Origin of the sequence: Streptomyces sp. NPDC028635, assembly GCF_040637635.1 — a bacterium.
GTDB lineage: Bacteria > Actinomycetota > Actinomycetes > Streptomycetales > Streptomycetaceae > Streptomyces.
This window is the reverse complement of record NZ_JBEZWX010000031.1, coordinates 24,959-39,924: the sequence shown is the minus strand read 5'-3', so window position 1 is coordinate 39,924 and position 14,966 is coordinate 24,959. Positions and strand designations below refer to the sequence as shown.

The window sequence follows — 14,966 nt, the reverse complement described above, 5'->3', positions numbered from 1 at the left end:
CAGGGCGGCCGGTACGGCGCAGCCAGGATCGCCGCTGAGCCGCCGACCCCTCAGCGGTCCGGCTGCGTCACGGCTTCGCGCACCGGAGTGGGCGGCCCGCCTCAGTCCTCGGGGTCGCGCAGGCCGACGCAGTCAAAGGCCCAGAACGTCTCTGAGTAGACGAGGGTCCCCGTCATCCACGGTTCGTGCGCGGACAACCGGGCGACCTGGAAGGCGGCTTCGGGGATGCGCAGCGACGGGGAGCGAAAGCCGAGTGCGCCGGCGCCTGCGAAGCCGCGTGAACCGTAGTAGTGCGGCGAGCCCTCAAGAAACACCAGCGGTACACCCTGGCTGTCGGCGGCATCGAGGGCGTGGGCGATGAGTTGTGTGCCGATGCCCTGATGCTGGAACTCCGGAAGCACGCCCAACGGTGACAGTGTCAGAACGTCGACGATCCGGCGCGGCGCGTCCAACCGCGCCGCGCTCAGCAGCACATGCCCGACGACCCGGTCGTCGACGACAACGACGAAGGACATCGGCGCCAAGGGGGCCTGCGCGGTGCGGAGTGCGTCGACGAGCCCGGGGATCCGATCGTCGGCACCGAAAGCTCGCGTATGAACCTCACGCACCTCTCGGTGATCGTCGGCGGTCTCTTCACGGATCGACAGCGCCGCACCACCGAGAGCGGTCATGGAGCCTTCAGGTGCATCGTGTGACGTCATGGCCGCGAGGGTAGAGCGCGGGGTCGCTCATGGGCGAGTTGATTACTCACCCGGTGGCATGCGCATGACCACCATCAGGACGTCGAAGGACGGACCAGGACTCCAGGCCAGACCGGCTCGGGCGACCCGCCGCCGTCGAGCTTGCCGCACACAGGATGCTCGCGGATCGAATCCGTCTCGCACCTGTCCGGGTATTCCCCGATCATGAATAGGACGTATGCGCCGGCGATCTTCGCTGTCGTCACTGGGCCGACGGACCCGCCGTCATCGAGCCGGACTGGGCCAGATGGCGCATCGGGCCGGCGCCGGGGCGTGAGTGCGGTGTCATCGGCGTGCTGGCGGCACCCGCGGCTGCGGATCTAGATTGAGGTGTGATGTCGGCTCGGTACTGGCGCGGTACGAAGGGGCGGCGGTCGGCGGTCGCCGAGGGACGGACTCGGTCGCCTGGCCCGGGCGACGGGTTGCTGGTGACGTCGCCCGCGGGACGGTGGGTGCTGGCGGCGACGGTGCTGGGCTCGGGGATGGCGCAGCTGGACGCCACGGTGGTGAATGTGGCGTTGCCGTCGATCGGGCGGAGCCTGCACGCCGAGGTGGGGCCGCTGCAGCTGGTGGTGACCGGGTACTCGGTGACGCTGGCCGCGCTGATCCTGCTGGCCGGCGCCTTGGGTGACCGGCTGGGACGGCGGCGGGTGTTCGTGGCCGGGGTGGTGTGGTTCGCCGTGGCGTCGCTGCTGTGCGCGCTGGCCCCGACGGTGGGGGTGCTGGTCGGGGCGCGGGCGCTGCAGGGCATCGGGGGCGCCTTGCTCACGCCGGGCAGTCTGGCGATCATCGAGGCGAGTTTCGCGCGGGCGGAGCGTGGCCGGGCGATCGGGGCCTGGTCCGCCCTGGGGGGTGTGGCCGCAGCGGTCGGTCCGCTGACCGGCGGGTACCTGGTGCAGGCGGTCTCCTGGCGGGCGATCTTCCTGATCAACCTGCCGCTCGGCGCGGTGGTGTGGTGGCTGGCGGTGCGCCACGTGCCGGAAAGCCGGGACGAGACTGCCACGGGCCGGCTCGACTACCCCGGCGCGATCCTGATCACCGCCGGGCTTGCCGGGGCGACGTATGCCATGGTCGAGGGGCCGGCCCGCGGACTGGGCTCTCCGCCAGTGGCGGCCGCGGCGCTGGTCGGCGTCGTGGGGCTGGTCGGATTCGCGCTGGTCGAGCGGCGCAGCGCGCACCCGATGCTGCCGCTGGGTATCTTCGCCGCGAGGCAGTTCACCGCTGCCAACCTGGTCACTTTCGTCGTCTACGCCGCGCTGGGTGGGGTGTTCTTCCTGCTCGTGGTGGTGCTGCAGGGCGCGCTGGGCTACTCGCCGGTCCAGGCCGGCGCCGCGACGCTTCCGGTGACCGCGCTGATGCTGGCGTTGTCCTCGCGCGCCGGCGCGCTCGCGCAGCGGATCGGGCCGCGGATCCCGCTCACCGCCGGGCCGCTGCTGATCGCGGCCGGGATGCTGCTGATGACTCGTATCGGACCCGGTGCCGGCTACCTGTCGGTCGTGCTGCCCGCGTTGGTGGTGTTCGGCCTCGGACTGGCGGCCACCGTCGCCCCGGTGACTGCCACGGTTCTCGCTGCCGCCGACACACGGCACGCCGGCGCCGCCTCCGGGGTGAACAACGCGGTGGCCCGTACGGCCGGGCTGCTCGCCGTCGCCCTGCTCCCACCGATCGCCGGGCTCACCGGTGACACGTTCACCCAGCCGCAAGCGCTGGCCAGCGGCTTCCACACGGCGATGCTGGTCACCGCCGCCCTCGCCGCAGCAGGGGGTCTCCTCGCCTGGTTCACCATCTCCAACGAGGTGCTCACCGGCACACCACCCCACGATCACCCCCCGTCCTGCTCCCTCGCCGGCCCGCCGGCATGCCTGCGGCGACCGTCGCGCTGACTGGGCCGGCGGGCGCTCGGCGTGCTGGGGGTGGGGCAGGCATGACCCGACCGATAGGGGTGGTCAGGGCCCGCGTGGTGAATGGACAGTGTCCGCTCACGGCGGCAGGTGCGGATTCAGCGGTCCGTGTCTTTTGGATCACCGGACCGTTGGCCTGGTATGCGAGTCCACCACACCCCAGCCAAGGAACAGTCGATGAAGAAGCTGTCTGTACTACTCGTAGCGGTGGCTGCCGTGACCGGCGCTGGGGTGCCAGTCTCCGCGGCCCACGCGGCTGACGGGTACGACCGGTGCCCCGTCGGCTACTACTGTTTGTTCTCGGGCCTCGACGGCACCGGCGACATGATCACGATCAGGGCGAGTGCCCCGGATCTCGCGGCCCTCGGAATGGACGACCGGGCAAAGTCGGACTGGAACCGGACGTCTTCGACCATCTACCTCTGGTCCGATGCCAACTACAGCGGCTGTACGACCGTGACCTCTTCCGGCCCGACCGGCAAGGGCAACTTCTTCCCCGAATTGCGGGACTTCTTCAGCTCAGTTCAGTTCGACGGGCCGGGCGGACCCGCTTGCGGCTGACCTGATTCTGCCGGCCTCGGCACAGACCGGGGGCTGCAGCCGCTCGCTCTCGGCTGCAGCAGAGCTCGTCACCCGATCCCGTTGCTGACACCGGCAGGGCGCAGCCCCGAGTAGCAGCTCAAGCTGTAAGAACCGGCTCGGCGGGCACTGTCAGAGGCGTCAGGCACACTGCGCCATATGAACTCGGTAACCGCAAACGACTACTCGTGGATCCGCACCTCGCCGCTCTTCCGCCACATGATGGACATCGGATACTCCCTGACCCTGATACGAGGGACGAGCCCGCAGGAGGTGCTGCGTGCGTTGGAGGCGGAACCGCGCGGCGTCGGGAAGGGCGCGGCCGCGCTGATGGAGGCCAATGACGCTCACCGTGCCGAGGCGGATGACGACTACTGGGACGATTCCTACGTAGCGGGCGCCTTCAAGGCCTCCGGCGAGAACGGCGACTGGACAGTTGTCCTCGGCTTCGACGGTGGCCTTGGGATGCCGTGTGCGGAGACGCTGTCGGAGGGCGGCCGGGTCGTGGCGCACTCGAGCAACGGCGGCAAGCCCATCCACCTCTTCCACTGGTTTGAGCACGGTGAGCTCCGTACGACCTTTGAGGGCCCCTCGGCGCGCGATGGCAGCAGCCCCGATGAACTGGTCCACCTGATGCGGGAAGTGGGCTTCCCCTTGACTCCAGAGGGAGAGCACGACGAGGACGCCCCGGTAGTCGATGAAAAGGCGGCGGTCCTCGCTCTGGCCGAGCGACTCACCGGCATACGCGTCACCGAATCCCTCCTTCAGGACGCCACGTACGAACTGGGGCTGGTTCCGGAACAGCCTGCCGAGGAGTGGACCGGCCTGGTCATCGACATCACTGATGCCAACGGCGAACGTCTGTACAAGCAGTGGACGTACGAGGAGATCGCGGCGGCTTCCGACCGAGCACGGGCGGAGGCCAACAAGCCGGTGGTGATCCCCTGCGACGAGCCAGTCGCCAAGGATCGTTCGGAGTCACAGACGAGCGAATAGCGGACGGGCGCGAGTCGGGTGTCAGGCCAAGGCCGCGTCCCTGCCGGCAGGCAGCAGCGCGGCGCGCACGCGTGTGAAGAACGCGTCCGGTTCCTCCAGCCACGGGAAGTGTCCGCTCTGCTCGAACTCGAGGAGGCGCGCTCGGGGCATTCTCGCTGCGAGGAAGCGCGCTTGGCCCACGGGGCAGAACCGGTCGTGCAGCCCGGTGACGATGACGGTCGGCACCTGGAGCTGGGCCACCGCGTTCATCGGCAGCGGGTGGTTCGCGTCCGAGGCGGTCACCTTCTGCAGGGTGCGGCGAGAGAGGGTCAGCGGCTTCAGAGCCGTGGCCAGCGGTGTCATGGCCGCGGGGTCCTTGAAGTAGAGCGGCAGGAGATGGGTGAGGAACGCGGTCGCCTCGGTGTCCGTCTGCAGGGTGAACAGGGCGTCCAGCCCACCGTGCTCGGCCAGGAAGCGCATCGCCTCGGCAATCCGGGGCGGTTCGGGGGTCTCGGCAGGGGGCGTGGGGCCGCCGTCGGACGGCACTCCGGTGAGCTGGGCGTTCAGCAGGAGCAGGCGGCTGACTCGACGCGGATGCCGTAGCGCGTAGTGCAGCGCGATGAGGCCGCCGTGCGAGTGGCCGGCGATCAGGCACTCGTCGGCACCGAGGTGGGCGCGCAAGGTCTCCAGGTCGGTCACGAACGTGGGGATGTCCAGCTGCGCGTCCGGCGCGGGGGCCGGCCGGCCCGCCGCTCCGCGTGGCCACGGGTACACGACGGTGAAGGCGTCCTCGAGGCGGCTCAACGTGGTGGTGTAGGGGGTGGCGCCGATGCCCCAGCCGGGCGGGTGCACGACCAGGAGCGGTCCGCGGCCGGCGACCCGGTAACGGATGTCGACGCCGTCTGTTGTCAGGATGTGCTCGCCGGGAGCTGTCGGTGTGGTGTTCATACCCTCTGGTCGCCGGCGGGCGCGAAAAGTTCGATGAGACCTCAGACTGTCTCGTTCTCCGCGTTGTCCTGTGGCGGAGCGTCCCCGTAGTGCAGCAGCACGGAGGCGATCCCGTCGGCGTCGTGGAGGTACACGTGGGTGGTGACCGCGGGGCAGTGATCCGGGTGGTCGGGTGGGTTGAGGAAGGCGCCCTCCAGCACGGTGATCGCTTCGCCGGCGATCACATCGTGCAGCCGCACCCGGACCCCGATGTCGATGTCGCTCTCGAGCCAGTCGCCGATCGCCTCGCGGCCCTTCTCGACGCCGGGAACACCGACGGCGCGCAGCTCCGCGTCGCTTCTGAGCGCCGAGCGGAAGACCGAGCAGCGTCCACCGCGGTTGTACTCCGTGTAGATCTCGCCGAACAGTGACCGCCGGGCCTCGACGAGCCGGTGGTGGTCGGGATGCGCTGCGGCTTCGAGGTCGGCCAACGACGTCGTCAGCAGCCGACGTGCCTGGTTGAGGCGGCTGCGGACCGTACCGACCGGTATCCCGAGAACAGCAGCGATCGAGTCGTAGGCGCGGGCTTGACTGAAGTAGCGCAGCACCACCACGTCGCGCAGCGCCGGGGAGAGACTGTTCACTGCATGCCAGACCCAGTCGGACGTCGCTCCCGAGTCGAGGATCGCGGCCGGGTCGGTCAGCGTCGCCCTGTCCGGTTCCAGTTGCTGTGCTGTCGGCCGCACTCGGGAGCGGTGAGCGAGTGCCTGCCTGCACAGGTTGCGCGTGGTGGCGGTCAGCCAATGGCCGGCGGCGGGCGGGGACCGCAGGTAGTCAAGGCGCCCGAGTGCCACCAGCGAGGCTTCCTGGACGACGTCGTCGACTTCCGCACACGGCCCGAGCATGGCGACGGCCACAGCGCACATCCGTGCGCGGTGGCGCGCGATCAACACCGCGGTACTTGCCGCGTCACCCCGCCGCGCGCACGCCACGAGATCGGCATCCGTGGGCTCCATCTCCTCATTGTCCCTCCCGGGCGTTGTGGCGCTGCCCGGGAAGAGGGGAAGAGGCTGCCGCCTCGCAGAGGGAGCGGCACTGAGCACTGGAATCAGGTCCAGCCGCTGAGCGGGACAGGCCGCCGAGGAGGGCGACAGCCGTGACGACGGCGTTTCCTTCCCGCCGGTCGCTGTAGTGGTTGCCCGCAATCTGTAATCGTACATACGATCGAATGAAATCCGATGCGACACGCGGGCTGGTCAGTGCAGGATGCTGACGGCCCGGGCGATCACGAGGAGCGAGGTGAACAGGGCGGCGACGCTCTGGATGCTCATCAGGAGCTTGGCGCGCGTCGACAGCGGCATCGTGTCGGTCGGGCTGAACGCTGTCGAGTTCGTGACGGACACGTAGAGGTAGTCCACGAGGGTGGGGACCCAGTCCGACGTTGCGCTGGCGCCGTCGGCCACTTCCTCGACGGCGTCGTCGTTCTCGTCCTGCGAGAAACGCCAATCCGCCAGCGGCAGCGCAGAGCGGGGCGCCTGTGTGCGGCTGACCGGGCCGCCGCGGTCCAGCTCCCAGTAGGCCAGCCCGAAGACGATGATGTTGGTGAGCCACACCTGCAGCGCGGCCACCAGCAAGGACCGGCCGTCCTTGACCCCGGCGTACACCAGCTCGTGGATCAGGATGACCAGCGCCACCAGGTTGCTGACGGCGATGAGCGCCACGAGCGTGAGGGACAGTGCCCGGAACGCCTTCGTCTGCCGTGTCAGACGCTTCGGGTTGATCGCGATCAGCGGAACGAGCAGCAGGCACTCCAGGGCGGGCAGCACATAACGCGGGGCGACCAGCAGCCGTTGCGGCAGGAACAGGTACAGGGCGATCGCGGCGAGCGTCGCGACGACCGCGGGCAGCCGTGCTTCGCCCCTGCGTTGGTGCCGGGGATGCCTGGTGCTGCTCGCCTCCGCACGCGTACGTGCCATACCGACTGGTCCTTCCTGTCGCCGCCGGTGACAGCGCCTCGACGCCTGCGTCCTTGAGCGGGGCAGGCCACCGGGCACGTCCAGCATCTACCCCGGATACCGCTCTTCCCCGCCCGGTCCGGTCCGACGCGCGGGGGCGACGGGGCGGCGAAGGCTCCGCGCAGCGTGTCCGCCGGGCGCGACAATCCGGAGTCCTGGAAGAGGGACTCAGCCAGCGAGGTCGGCCTTGCCGAACAGGACCGCGTAACTGGAGGGGAGCTGGCTGATGATCTGATTCAGCTCTCCGCCGGTGACGGCGTCGGCGACGGTGGTCAGAACCGCGCCGGCGTCCCACTGCGCCGTACGCGGCCGGGCAGGGGTGCGCTCGGCGACCCGGCGGTAGAACTCTTCGATCCCGAAGCTGCGCGCCTCCTGCGGCGCGGCATGGTTGAGGACGTGTCCCAGCGGACCGGGCAGTTGTGATGCGAGGTCCTTGACCTCTCCCGGGTTGATCCGTTGGGCCAGCACTTCCAGCACGGCGCTGGTGACGGCCGCGGCTTCGTCCTGGTCGTGGTATTCGCCTCGCTCGCGCACACGGGCGAGGAATCCGTCGTATTTCATCGCTGACTTCCTTCTGCCTGGGTCACGGTGCCCGAACGGGCCATTCCTGCATGCCGCCACCGCGGTGGCGCCGGGCGGGCACGGCCATCGCGATCGCCTCCGCGTTCCTCTCGTGATCTCACCGTCCGTCATGCGTCAGGCGAGCCACGGGGACTCTTTGTGACGTATGCGTGGGGAGGCGTCCGAGTGGCCCGCGACGGCTGACGTGCCCGTGGTACCGGGTACCGCCGAGTGCCCCAGGTGCCGGTGCACGAAGTGGATGGCCATCGCGCCCTCACCGGCCGCGGACGCCACCCGCTTCACCGAGCCGCTGCGGACGTCCCCTACCGCGAAGACCCCGGGCAGGCCGGCCTCCAGAGTCATGCACGAGCGCCCGCGGCCCTGCCACACCTCGGGGTAGGCGCAGCCTTCCTGGGCCTCCGGCCCGGTGAGGACGAAGCCGCGGGAGTCGAGGGCGATGCTGCCGGCGAGCCACTCGGTGTGAGGTTCGGCCCCGGTGAAGACGAACAGGCCCCGCACCGCGAGCCGGCGGTGGACGCCCGTGCGGTTGTCGACCACGTCGAGCTCTTCCAGCATCTCCTGGCCGATGACCTCGGTGACCTCGGTGTGCAGCATGATCTCCACCCGCGGATGGCGCTCGACCTGGTCGACCAGGTAGCGGGACATGTCGGCGTCAAGGCGGGCTCCTCGGACCAGCAAGTGCACCTTCGGCGCGTACTCGGCGAGGAACAGCACCGCCTGGCCCGCCGAGTTGCCCCCGCCGACGACGGCCACCGGGTCGGTGCGGCACTGCTGGGCCTCGTAGACGGTCGCCGAGTAGTGCACGCTCGTTCCCTCCAGGCGTTCGATGCCGGGCACCTGGAGCCGGCGGTAGCGGGCACCCATGGCCAGGACGACAGCGCGGGCGGCGATCTCGGTGCCGTCGGCGAACGCCACCACGTAGTGGTCCTCGTCCTTGGGATGCAGACCGGTCGCCTCCAGCGCAAGGCTGATCCTGGCGCCGAACTTGTCGGCCTGGAGCACGGCGCGTTCGGTGAGTTCGGCGCCGGAGATGCCGGAGGGGAAGCCGAGCAGATTCTCGATGCGGGACGACGTGCCGGCCTGGCCGCCGGTGGCAATCGCCTCCACCACAGTGGTGCTCAGGCCCTCGGAGGCGGCGTAGACCGCCGCAGCGAGGCCGGCGGGTCCGGCGCCCACGATGAGGACGTCACCGTGACGGTTTCCGCTGGGCAGTGACGGCAGCCCGATGAGCCGGGCCAGTTCCGCGTTGCTGGGGTTGCGCAACAGGGTGGTGTCCCGCCAGATGACCAGCGGTGTCTCCGCCGGGCCGACGCCGAAGCGGCGCAGCAGTTCCTCGGCCTCCTCGTCGGTCTCCAGGTCGATCCAGCGGTGCGGCAGCCGGTTGCGGACGGCGAATTCGCGCAGCCGTCTGGTGTCGGGCGAGTAGCGCGAGCCGATGATGCGGAAGCCGGCGCCCTGTCCGACGAGCAGCGCGCGACGGCACAGGCAGGCGCGCAGCACGACGTCCCCGATGGTGGAGTCCTGGGACACCAGGTGGCGCAACTTATCCAGGGAGACGACGAGGACCTCGCCCGGCTCCCTGGCGACAGCGGTGTAGAAGGCCACTTGCCCGTGGAGCAGGCCGAGTTCGCCGATGAAGCGGCCGGGGCCGTGCACGCGCAGCACGTGCTCCTCGGAGGTGCCGTAGTCCTCGACGACGGCGACGGTACCGCTCAGGACGACGAAGAACGTCTCGCAGCGCTCCCCCTCACGGATCAGCACGTCGTTCGGAGCCATGGGCCGGCGTCGCCCGTGCTCCGCCAGACGTGCGGTCTGCTCCTCCGTGAGGCGGGGATAGGCGCCGTAGATGTCCGGGGTCTCCCAGGAGGCGCCCTCGTCCGCTTCGTCCGGCACCGGTGCTGCGCCCGGCAGCGGCTGGTCGCCGGACATCAGACGAACGCCTCGTGGGGGTAGCACCAGCGCCATTCCTCGCCGGGCTGGAACGACTGCACGATCGGATGGGCGACGGCAACCGCGTGCCTGCGTGCGTGCTTGTTCGGCGAGGAGTCGCAGCAGCCGACGTGCCCGCAGGTCAGGCAGAGCCTCAGGTGGACCCACGGGGAGCCGAGCGCCAGACACTCCTGACACCCTTGTGGGGTCAGCGGCTGGACCGGCCGGACGAGCGCGAGGTGGGGGTCTGCGTGCAGGGTCATCCTGATCACCCTTCCCGGGCGGTGATCGACTGTTCCACCCACTGGCGCAGAACGGGGGCGGGCGCCGCCCCCGCCTGCCGGGCGACCGTCTCGCCCCGGTCGAGGATCAGCAGTGTCGGTACGGCCTGGACCTCGAAACGCTGCGACAGTCGCGGGTTCTTGTCGACGTCGACCTTGACGAGTTTGATGCGGCCGGCGAGATCGGTGGCGACCTTCTCCAGTGCGGGGCTGACCATGCGGCAGGGGCCGCACCAGGTGGCCCACAGGTCGACCACGACGGGGACGCCGGCCCGCTCGGCGACCTCGGTGAAGTCGTCGTCGCCCGCGTCCACCATCCACGGTAGGGGCTGCTTGCAGTGGCCGCACTTGGGGCGTCCCTCGGCGGCCACGGGCACCCGGTTGGTGCGCCCGCAGTGGGGACAAGTCACGGTCGTGACCTGCATCGCGCTCATGCCGCTCGCGCTCCCTTCACGTCCTCGGGCTGGTCGTAGGTGACCACCAGCTCTCCGCGTTCGGTGTCCACGCGGACCGTCGCGCCGTCCTGGACGTCACCGCGCAGCAGGGCGCGCCCGACCATCGTCTCGACCTCGTGGGAGATGTAACGCCGCAGCGGCCGGGCCCCGTACACGGGGTCGTAGCCCTGGTGGGCGATCACTTCCTTGGCCGCGTCGGTGAGTTCGACGGTGATGCGACGTTCGGCGAGGCGACGGCGCAGTTCGTCGAACTGCAGCTCCACGATCCGCTCGATCTGCCGCTCGCCGAGCGGCTTGAACAGCACGATGTCGTCGACGCGGTTGAGGAACTCCGGGCGGAAGTGGCCGCGCAGCTCGCCCATCACCAGGGCGCGGGCGTCCGGCTTGATCTCGCCCTCGGCGGTCGCGCCGTCGAGGAGGTGCTCGGAGCCGATGTTGGACGTCATGATGATCACGGTGTTGCGGAAGTCGACGGTGCGGCCCTGGGAGTCGGTGATGCGGCCGTCGTCGAGGACCTGCAGCAGGGTGTTGAAGACATCGGTGTGCGCCTTCTCGATCTCGTCGAACAGCACGACCGAGTACGGCTTGCGTCGTACGGCCTCGGTGAGCTGGCCGCCTTCCTCGTAGCCGACGTATCCGGGCGGCGCGCCCATGAGCCGGCTGACGGTGTGCCGCTCCTGGTACTCACTCATGTCGAGGCGGACCATGTTCTCCTCGGAGTCGAACAGGGCCGCCGCGAGGGTCTTGGCCAGCTCGGTCTTCCCGACGCCGGTGGGACCGAGGAAGATGAACGAGCCGATGGGGCGGCGCGGGTCGCGGATGCCGGAGCGGGCGCGGATGATGGCGTCGGCGACGAGCTTGACGGCCTCGTCCTGGCCGATGACGCGCTCGCGCAGGATGTCGTCGAGGCGCAGCAGCTTCTCACGTTCGCCCTCCTGGAGACGGGCGACGGGGACGCCGGTCCAGGCGGCGACGATCTCGGCGATCTCCTCCTCGGTGACGACCTCGCGCAGCAGCCGGTTCTGCCCCTGTTTGGCGGCCAGTTGCTCCTCCTCTGCGGCGAGCCGGCGCTGCAGGTCCTGAAGTCGGCCGTAGCGCAGTTCGGCGGCGCGGTTGAGGTCGTAGACGCGTTCGGCCTCCTCCGCTTCGTGGCGGACCTGCTCCAGTTCCTGGCGCAGCTCCTGCACGCGGCGGATGGCCTGCCGCTCGGCCTCCCACTGGGCGTGCTTGGCGTCCGCCTCGCCGCGCAGGTCGGCCAGTTCCCTTCGCAGTTGCTCCAGGCGAGCCTTGCTGGCGGCGTCGGTCTCCTTGGACAGGGCCGCCTCCTCGATCTCCAGGCGGGTGACGCGGCGGGTGATCTCGTCGAGTTCGGCGGGCATCGAGTCGATCTCGGTCCGCAGCCGGGCACACGCCTCGTCGACGAGGTCGATGGCCTTGTCGGGCAGGAACCGGTCCGTGATGTAGCGGTGGCTGAGGGTGGCCGCGGAGACCAGTGCGGTGTCCTGGATCTTCACGCCGTGGAAGACCTCCAGGCGTTCGCGCAGTCCGCGCAGGATGGAGATGGTGTCCTCCACGCTCGGCTCGTCGACCAGCACTTGCTGGAAGCGGCGTTCGAGGGCGGCGTCCTTCTCGATGTGCTTGCGGTACTCGTCGAGGGTGGTGGCGCCGATCATGTGGAGTTCGCCGCGGGCGAGCATCGGCTTGAGCATGTTGCCCGCGTCCATGGCCCCTTCGGCGGCGCCCGCTCCCACGACGGTGTGGAGTTCGTCGACGAAGAGCAGGATGCGCCCCTGGGCGGCCTTCACCTCGGCCAGCACGGCCTTGAGGCGTTCTTCGAACTCGCCTCGGTACTTGGCGCCGGCGACCAGGGAGCCCATGTCGAGAGCGAACACCGTCTTGTCGCGCAGGCCCTCGGGGACGTCGCCGCGAACGATGCGCTGGGCCAGGCCCTCGACGATGGCGGTCTTGCCGACGCCGGGGTCGCCGATGAGGACGGGGTTGTTCTTGGTCTTGCGGCTGAGGATCTGGGTGACGCGGCGGATCTCCGCATCACGACCGATGACCGGGTCCAGCCGCCCGGACCGGGCCTCGAGGACCAGGTCGCGGCCGTACTTCTCCAGAGCCTCATAGGCCACTTCGGGGTTGGCGGAGGTGACGCGCTGGTTGCCGCGGACCTGGGTGAGGGCGCTCAGGAACGTATCCCGGGTCACGCCGTACTCCTTGAGCAGGCGTCCGGCTGCGGTCGCCGAGCCCTCTTCGGCGAGAGCGAGCAGGAGGTGCTCGACGGACACGTACTCGTCCTTGAGGCGCTTGGCCTCCCGCTCGGCGGCATCGAGCAGGCGGGACAGGCGCTGGGTGACGAAGACCTGGCCGGGTGCCGCACCGGGGCCGGTCACCTTCGGGCGGCGGGAGAGTTCCTCGCGCACGGCCGCGCGCAGCTCCTTCGGCTCGGTACCGGCCTGTTGCAGCAACCGTGGGATCAGACCGTCCTCCTGATCGAGAAGAGCGAGCAGCAGGTGCTCCCCGTCGACCTCGGTCTGCCCCATGCCGACGGCCGCGCTCTGGGCCTCCTGAAGGGCTTCCTGGGACTTCTGGGTGAGACGGTTCATGTCCATGGGGGTGTTTCACTCCTCGTTCCGCGGCCGCGCAGGGCGGCTTCGAGCAGGCTGATGCGGTCGAGCAGATCGAGCACCAGGCCGATGGATGCGTAGTTGAGGCAGAGTCCGGTGCGCAGCCGCTGGACACGGGCGACAACCGCCGGAGCCGTGGGGTCGAACAGCAGTCGCCCCGCGGAGTCGCGTTCGGCGTCGACCAGGCCGAGGGCGACGAACCGGCGGATCAGATCGGGGTGGAGGCCCGAGCGGCGGGCCACGGCGGCCAGGGAAAGCCTGGGGACGGGCACGAGCGCGTACCGGACAGCCGTCGAGGCGGTGATGTCGGCGGCCGTTCGTCCCGGACGGGCGCCCACGCCGGCCCGGCCGATGCCTCCCGCTCCCGCGGGTCGGTCGTTCATCGCGTCCTCCTGGGGTCGAACGAGGAAGTGGCGGCGAGCTCCTCGAACAGTTCGCGCTCCCGGTCGCCCAGGGCGGGGGGCACCATGATGCGAAGTTCGGCGTACAGGTCGCCGTTCGCTCCCCGCGGGTTCGGCATGCCCTCGCCGCGCAGCCGCAGCCGCCGGCCGCTGGACGAGCCCGCGGGCACCGTGACCTTCGCCGTGCCGCCGCCGGGCGTGGGCACCGGCACGGTCGCACCCAGGGCCGCCTCCCACGGGGTGACCGGGACCTGGACGTGCACGTCACGGCCGTCCAGCCCGAACCGGGGGTGGGGCTGGACGCGTACCCGCAGGTACAGGTCGCCCGCGGCCGCGTCACCACTGCCCTGGCCACCCTCGCCCGCCAGCCGGATGCGCTGCCCGTCGGTGACGCCCGGCGGCACGTCGACCTCGTACCGGCGCGGCCGACCGGTGGGGCCGGCGAGTGTGACGGTGCGACGGCCGCCTCGGTACGCCTCCTCGACCGTGAGCGGCAGTTCCGCCTCCTGGTCCGCTCCGGGGACGCCGCCGCGGGCGGCGCCGGCTCCGAACATGGAGCCGAGCAGGTCATCGATGTCGATGCCCTCTGCTCCGAAGTCGTCGCCGAAGCCGGTGGTGTAGCGGACGCGGGGGCCGCCCGCGCCTGCGGTCCTTCGAGCGCGGAAGCCGCCGCCCGCTCCGGCCGCGACCCGTTCGTCGAAGTCCTCGGGGATCTTGCGGAAGTCCTCGCCGAAGCGGTCGTAGCGGGCACGGGTCCTGGGATCGGAGAGGACGCTGTATGCCTCGTTGAGGTCCTTGAAGCGTTCCTCCGCCCCGGGGTCCTTGTTGACGTCGGGGTGGTACTTGCGGGCGAGTTTGCGATATGCCTGCTGGATCTCGTCCTGGTTCGCGGTCCGCGACACGCCCAGCACCTCGTAGAAGTCCCGTGCCATGACCGGTCACTCCCGCTTCGCGACCGTCACGGCGGCGGGCCTGAGCTGCCGTTCGCCGTCCCCGTAGCCGGGGCGCAGCACCTCGACGACGGTGCCCGGTGGGGCGTCGGAGTCCTGGACGACACCGACCACCTCGTGCCGGGCCGGGTCGAAGGCGACGCCGGTCTCGGCATGCCGCGGGTATCCGAGCAGTTCGAGGACGTTCACCGCTTGGTCGCGTACGGCTCGGATGCCTGCCACGATCGGGCCCGGTTCGGCGCCGGCGTGGGTCAGGGCGAGTTCGAGGTTGTCGAGGACGGGCAGGAAGGCGGCCGCCGTGCGGGACCGCTCGACCGCCCGTTCGCGCTCCAGTTCCCGTGCGTGACGCTTGCGAAGGTTGTCGAGGTCGGCGAGTGCGCGCCGCCAGCGGTCCTCCAGTTCCCGGATCGCGGTCGTGTACTCGTCCTCGGCGGACGCGGGGCCGGCGGCATCGGGTCCCGTTTCTCCGTTCGCCTCCTCGGACCGGGGCGGGCCCCCTTGGGGCAGATCACCGCGAGGAGGGCGTCCGGCGCCTTCCGGGATCCGTACGCCCGGATCCGACGCGGCCCGGTCGGGTTCCTGGGGGTGGGTGGCCATGGCG

At 70.3% G+C, this 14,966-nt stretch carries 14 protein-coding genes and 1 pseudogene; 3 read left to right on the top strand and 12 right to left on the bottom strand.

The genetic code is table 11. From position 1 onward, the window contains the following. Positions 1 to 101 precede the first annotated feature (101 nt). Positions 102 to 701, bottom strand: coding sequence for an N-acetyltransferase (locus AB0E88_RS26925; protein WP_361635439.1), 600 nt, complete (start codon positions 699 to 701; stop codon positions 102 to 104). Positions 702 to 1,222: 521 nt separating this feature from the next. On the opposite strand from AB0E88_RS26925, the pseudogene AB0E88_RS26920 reads away from it, so the two are divergent. From AB0E88_RS26920 to AB0E88_RS26910, 3 genes and pseudogenes are all read left to right on the top strand, one after another. Further along, positions 1,223 to 2,533 (top strand): annotated as a pseudogene (locus AB0E88_RS26920) (MFS transporter); the annotation flags it as partial. Between the two features lie 285 nt (positions 2,534 to 2,818). After that, positions 2,819 to 3,202 carry a peptidase inhibitor family I36 protein gene (locus AB0E88_RS26915; protein ID WP_361635436.1) on the top strand — a complete coding sequence of 128 codons (384 nt, stop codon included), beginning with the start codon at positions 2,819 to 2,821 and terminating at the stop codon, positions 3,200 to 3,202. A gap of 177 nt (positions 3,203 to 3,379) precedes the next feature. After that, the gene (locus AB0E88_RS26910) at positions 3,380 to 4,216 is read left to right on the top strand and encodes a DUF6461 domain-containing protein (protein ID WP_361635434.1); all 837 of its coding nucleotides are present in this window, start codon (positions 3,380 to 3,382) and stop codon (positions 4,214 to 4,216) included. A gap of 21 nt (positions 4,217 to 4,237) precedes the next feature. Here the strand turns inward: AB0E88_RS26910 and AB0E88_RS26905 are convergent, their stop codons facing one another. From AB0E88_RS26905 to AB0E88_RS26855, 11 genes are all read right to left on the bottom strand, one after another. Beyond that, the gene (locus tag AB0E88_RS26905; RefSeq protein WP_361635431.1) at positions 4,238 to 5,143 is read right to left on the bottom strand and encodes an alpha/beta hydrolase; all 906 of its coding nucleotides are present in this window, start codon (positions 5,141 to 5,143) and stop codon (positions 4,238 to 4,240) included. A 41-nt stretch (positions 5,144 to 5,184) separates the two neighbouring features. Beyond that, positions 5,185 to 6,138 carry a sigma-70 family RNA polymerase sigma factor gene (locus AB0E88_RS26900; RefSeq protein ID WP_361635428.1) on the bottom strand — a complete coding sequence of 318 codons (954 nt, stop codon included), beginning with the start codon at positions 6,136 to 6,138 and terminating at the stop codon, positions 5,185 to 5,187. 240 nt (positions 6,139 to 6,378) lie between these two features. Then, entirely contained in the window at positions 6,379 to 7,098 is a 720-nt protein-coding gene (locus AB0E88_RS26895; RefSeq protein ID WP_361635425.1) for a hypothetical protein, read from the bottom strand. A gap of 207 nt (positions 7,099 to 7,305) precedes the next feature. Further along, the gene (locus AB0E88_RS26890) at positions 7,306 to 7,698 is read right to left on the bottom strand and encodes a DUF2267 domain-containing protein (RefSeq protein ID WP_361635422.1); all 393 of its coding nucleotides are present in this window, start codon (positions 7,696 to 7,698) and stop codon (positions 7,306 to 7,308) included. 135 nt (positions 7,699 to 7,833) lie between these two features. After that, positions 7,834 to 9,648, bottom strand: a complete 1,815-nt coding sequence (locus AB0E88_RS26885) for an FAD-dependent oxidoreductase (RefSeq protein ID WP_361635419.1) — start codon at positions 9,646 to 9,648, stop codon at positions 7,834 to 7,836. Then, positions 9,648 to 9,911, bottom strand: a complete 264-nt coding sequence (locus AB0E88_RS26880) for a UBP-type zinc finger domain-containing protein (protein WP_361635416.1) — start codon at positions 9,909 to 9,911, stop codon at positions 9,648 to 9,650. Before AB0E88_RS26880 ends, AB0E88_RS26885 begins: the two co-directional genes overlap by 1 nt. Before the next feature lie 5 nt (positions 9,912 to 9,916). Next, positions 9,917 to 10,363: a thioredoxin gene (gene trxA, locus AB0E88_RS26875; protein ID WP_361635413.1), complete on the bottom strand. Its 447-nt coding sequence runs from the start codon at positions 10,361 to 10,363 to the stop codon at positions 9,917 to 9,919. Then, positions 10,360 to 12,999 carry an ATP-dependent chaperone ClpB gene (gene clpB, locus AB0E88_RS26870; RefSeq protein WP_361635410.1) on the bottom strand — a complete coding sequence of 880 codons (2,640 nt, stop codon included), beginning with the start codon at positions 12,997 to 12,999 and terminating at the stop codon, positions 10,360 to 10,362. The genes trxA and clpB overlap by 4 nt, the downstream gene beginning before the upstream one ends. Then, entirely contained in the window at positions 12,990 to 13,397 is a 408-nt protein-coding gene (locus AB0E88_RS26865) for a chaperone modulator CbpM (RefSeq protein ID WP_361635406.1), read from the bottom strand. The genes clpB and AB0E88_RS26865 overlap by 10 nt, the downstream gene beginning before the upstream one ends. After that, entirely contained in the window at positions 13,394 to 14,347 is a 954-nt protein-coding gene (locus tag AB0E88_RS26860; RefSeq protein WP_361635403.1) for a J domain-containing protein, read from the bottom strand. The genes AB0E88_RS26865 and AB0E88_RS26860 overlap by 4 nt, the downstream gene beginning before the upstream one ends. Positions 14,348 to 14,353: 6 nt before the next feature. Beyond that, entirely contained in the window at positions 14,354 to 14,962 is a 609-nt protein-coding gene (locus AB0E88_RS26855; protein WP_361635401.1) for a nucleotide exchange factor GrpE, read from the bottom strand. Between the last annotated feature and the right edge of the window lie 4 nt (positions 14,963 to 14,966).

Coding starts and splice junctions, on each gene's coding strand:
- clpB (WP_361635410.1), bottom strand. CDS start 12,999: ATGGACATGAACCGTCTCACCCAGAAGTCCCAGGAAGCCCTTCAGGAG.
- AB0E88_RS26890 (WP_361635422.1), bottom strand. CDS start 7,698: ATGAAATACGACGGATTCCTCGCCCGTGTGCGCGAGCGAGGCGAATAC.
- AB0E88_RS26895 (WP_361635425.1), bottom strand. CDS start 7,098: ATGGCACGTACGCGTGCGGAGGCGAGCAGCACCAGGCATCCCCGGCAC.
- AB0E88_RS26885 (WP_361635419.1), bottom strand. CDS start 9,648: ATGTCCGGCGACCAGCCGCTGCCGGGCGCAGCACCGGTGCCGGACGAA.
- AB0E88_RS26910 (WP_361635434.1), top strand. CDS start 3,380: ATGAACTCGGTAACCGCAAACGACTACTCGTGGATCCGCACCTCGCCG.
- AB0E88_RS26865 (WP_361635406.1), bottom strand. CDS start 13,397: ATGAACGACCGACCCGCGGGAGCGGGAGGCATCGGCCGGGCCGGCGTG.
- AB0E88_RS26855 (WP_361635401.1), bottom strand. CDS start 14,962: ATGGCCACCCACCCCCAGGAACCCGACCGGGCCGCGTCGGATCCGGGC.
- AB0E88_RS26925 (WP_361635439.1), bottom strand. CDS start 701: ATGACGTCACACGATGCACCTGAAGGCTCCATGACCGCTCTCGGTGGT.
- AB0E88_RS26880 (WP_361635416.1), bottom strand. CDS start 9,911: ATGACCCTGCACGCAGACCCCCACCTCGCGCTCGTCCGGCCGGTCCAG.
- trxA (WP_361635413.1), bottom strand. CDS start 10,363: ATGAGCGCGATGCAGGTCACGACCGTGACTTGTCCCCACTGCGGGCGC.
- AB0E88_RS26915 (WP_361635436.1), top strand. CDS start 2,819: ATGAAGAAGCTGTCTGTACTACTCGTAGCGGTGGCTGCCGTGACCGGC.
- AB0E88_RS26905 (WP_361635431.1), bottom strand. CDS start 5,143: ATGAACACCACACCGACAGCTCCCGGCGAGCACATCCTGACAACAGAC.
- AB0E88_RS26900 (WP_361635428.1), bottom strand. CDS start 6,138: ATGGAGCCCACGGATGCCGATCTCGTGGCGTGCGCGCGGCGGGGTGAC.
- AB0E88_RS26860 (WP_361635403.1), bottom strand. CDS start 14,347: ATGGCACGGGACTTCTACGAGGTGCTGGGCGTGTCGCGGACCGCGAAC.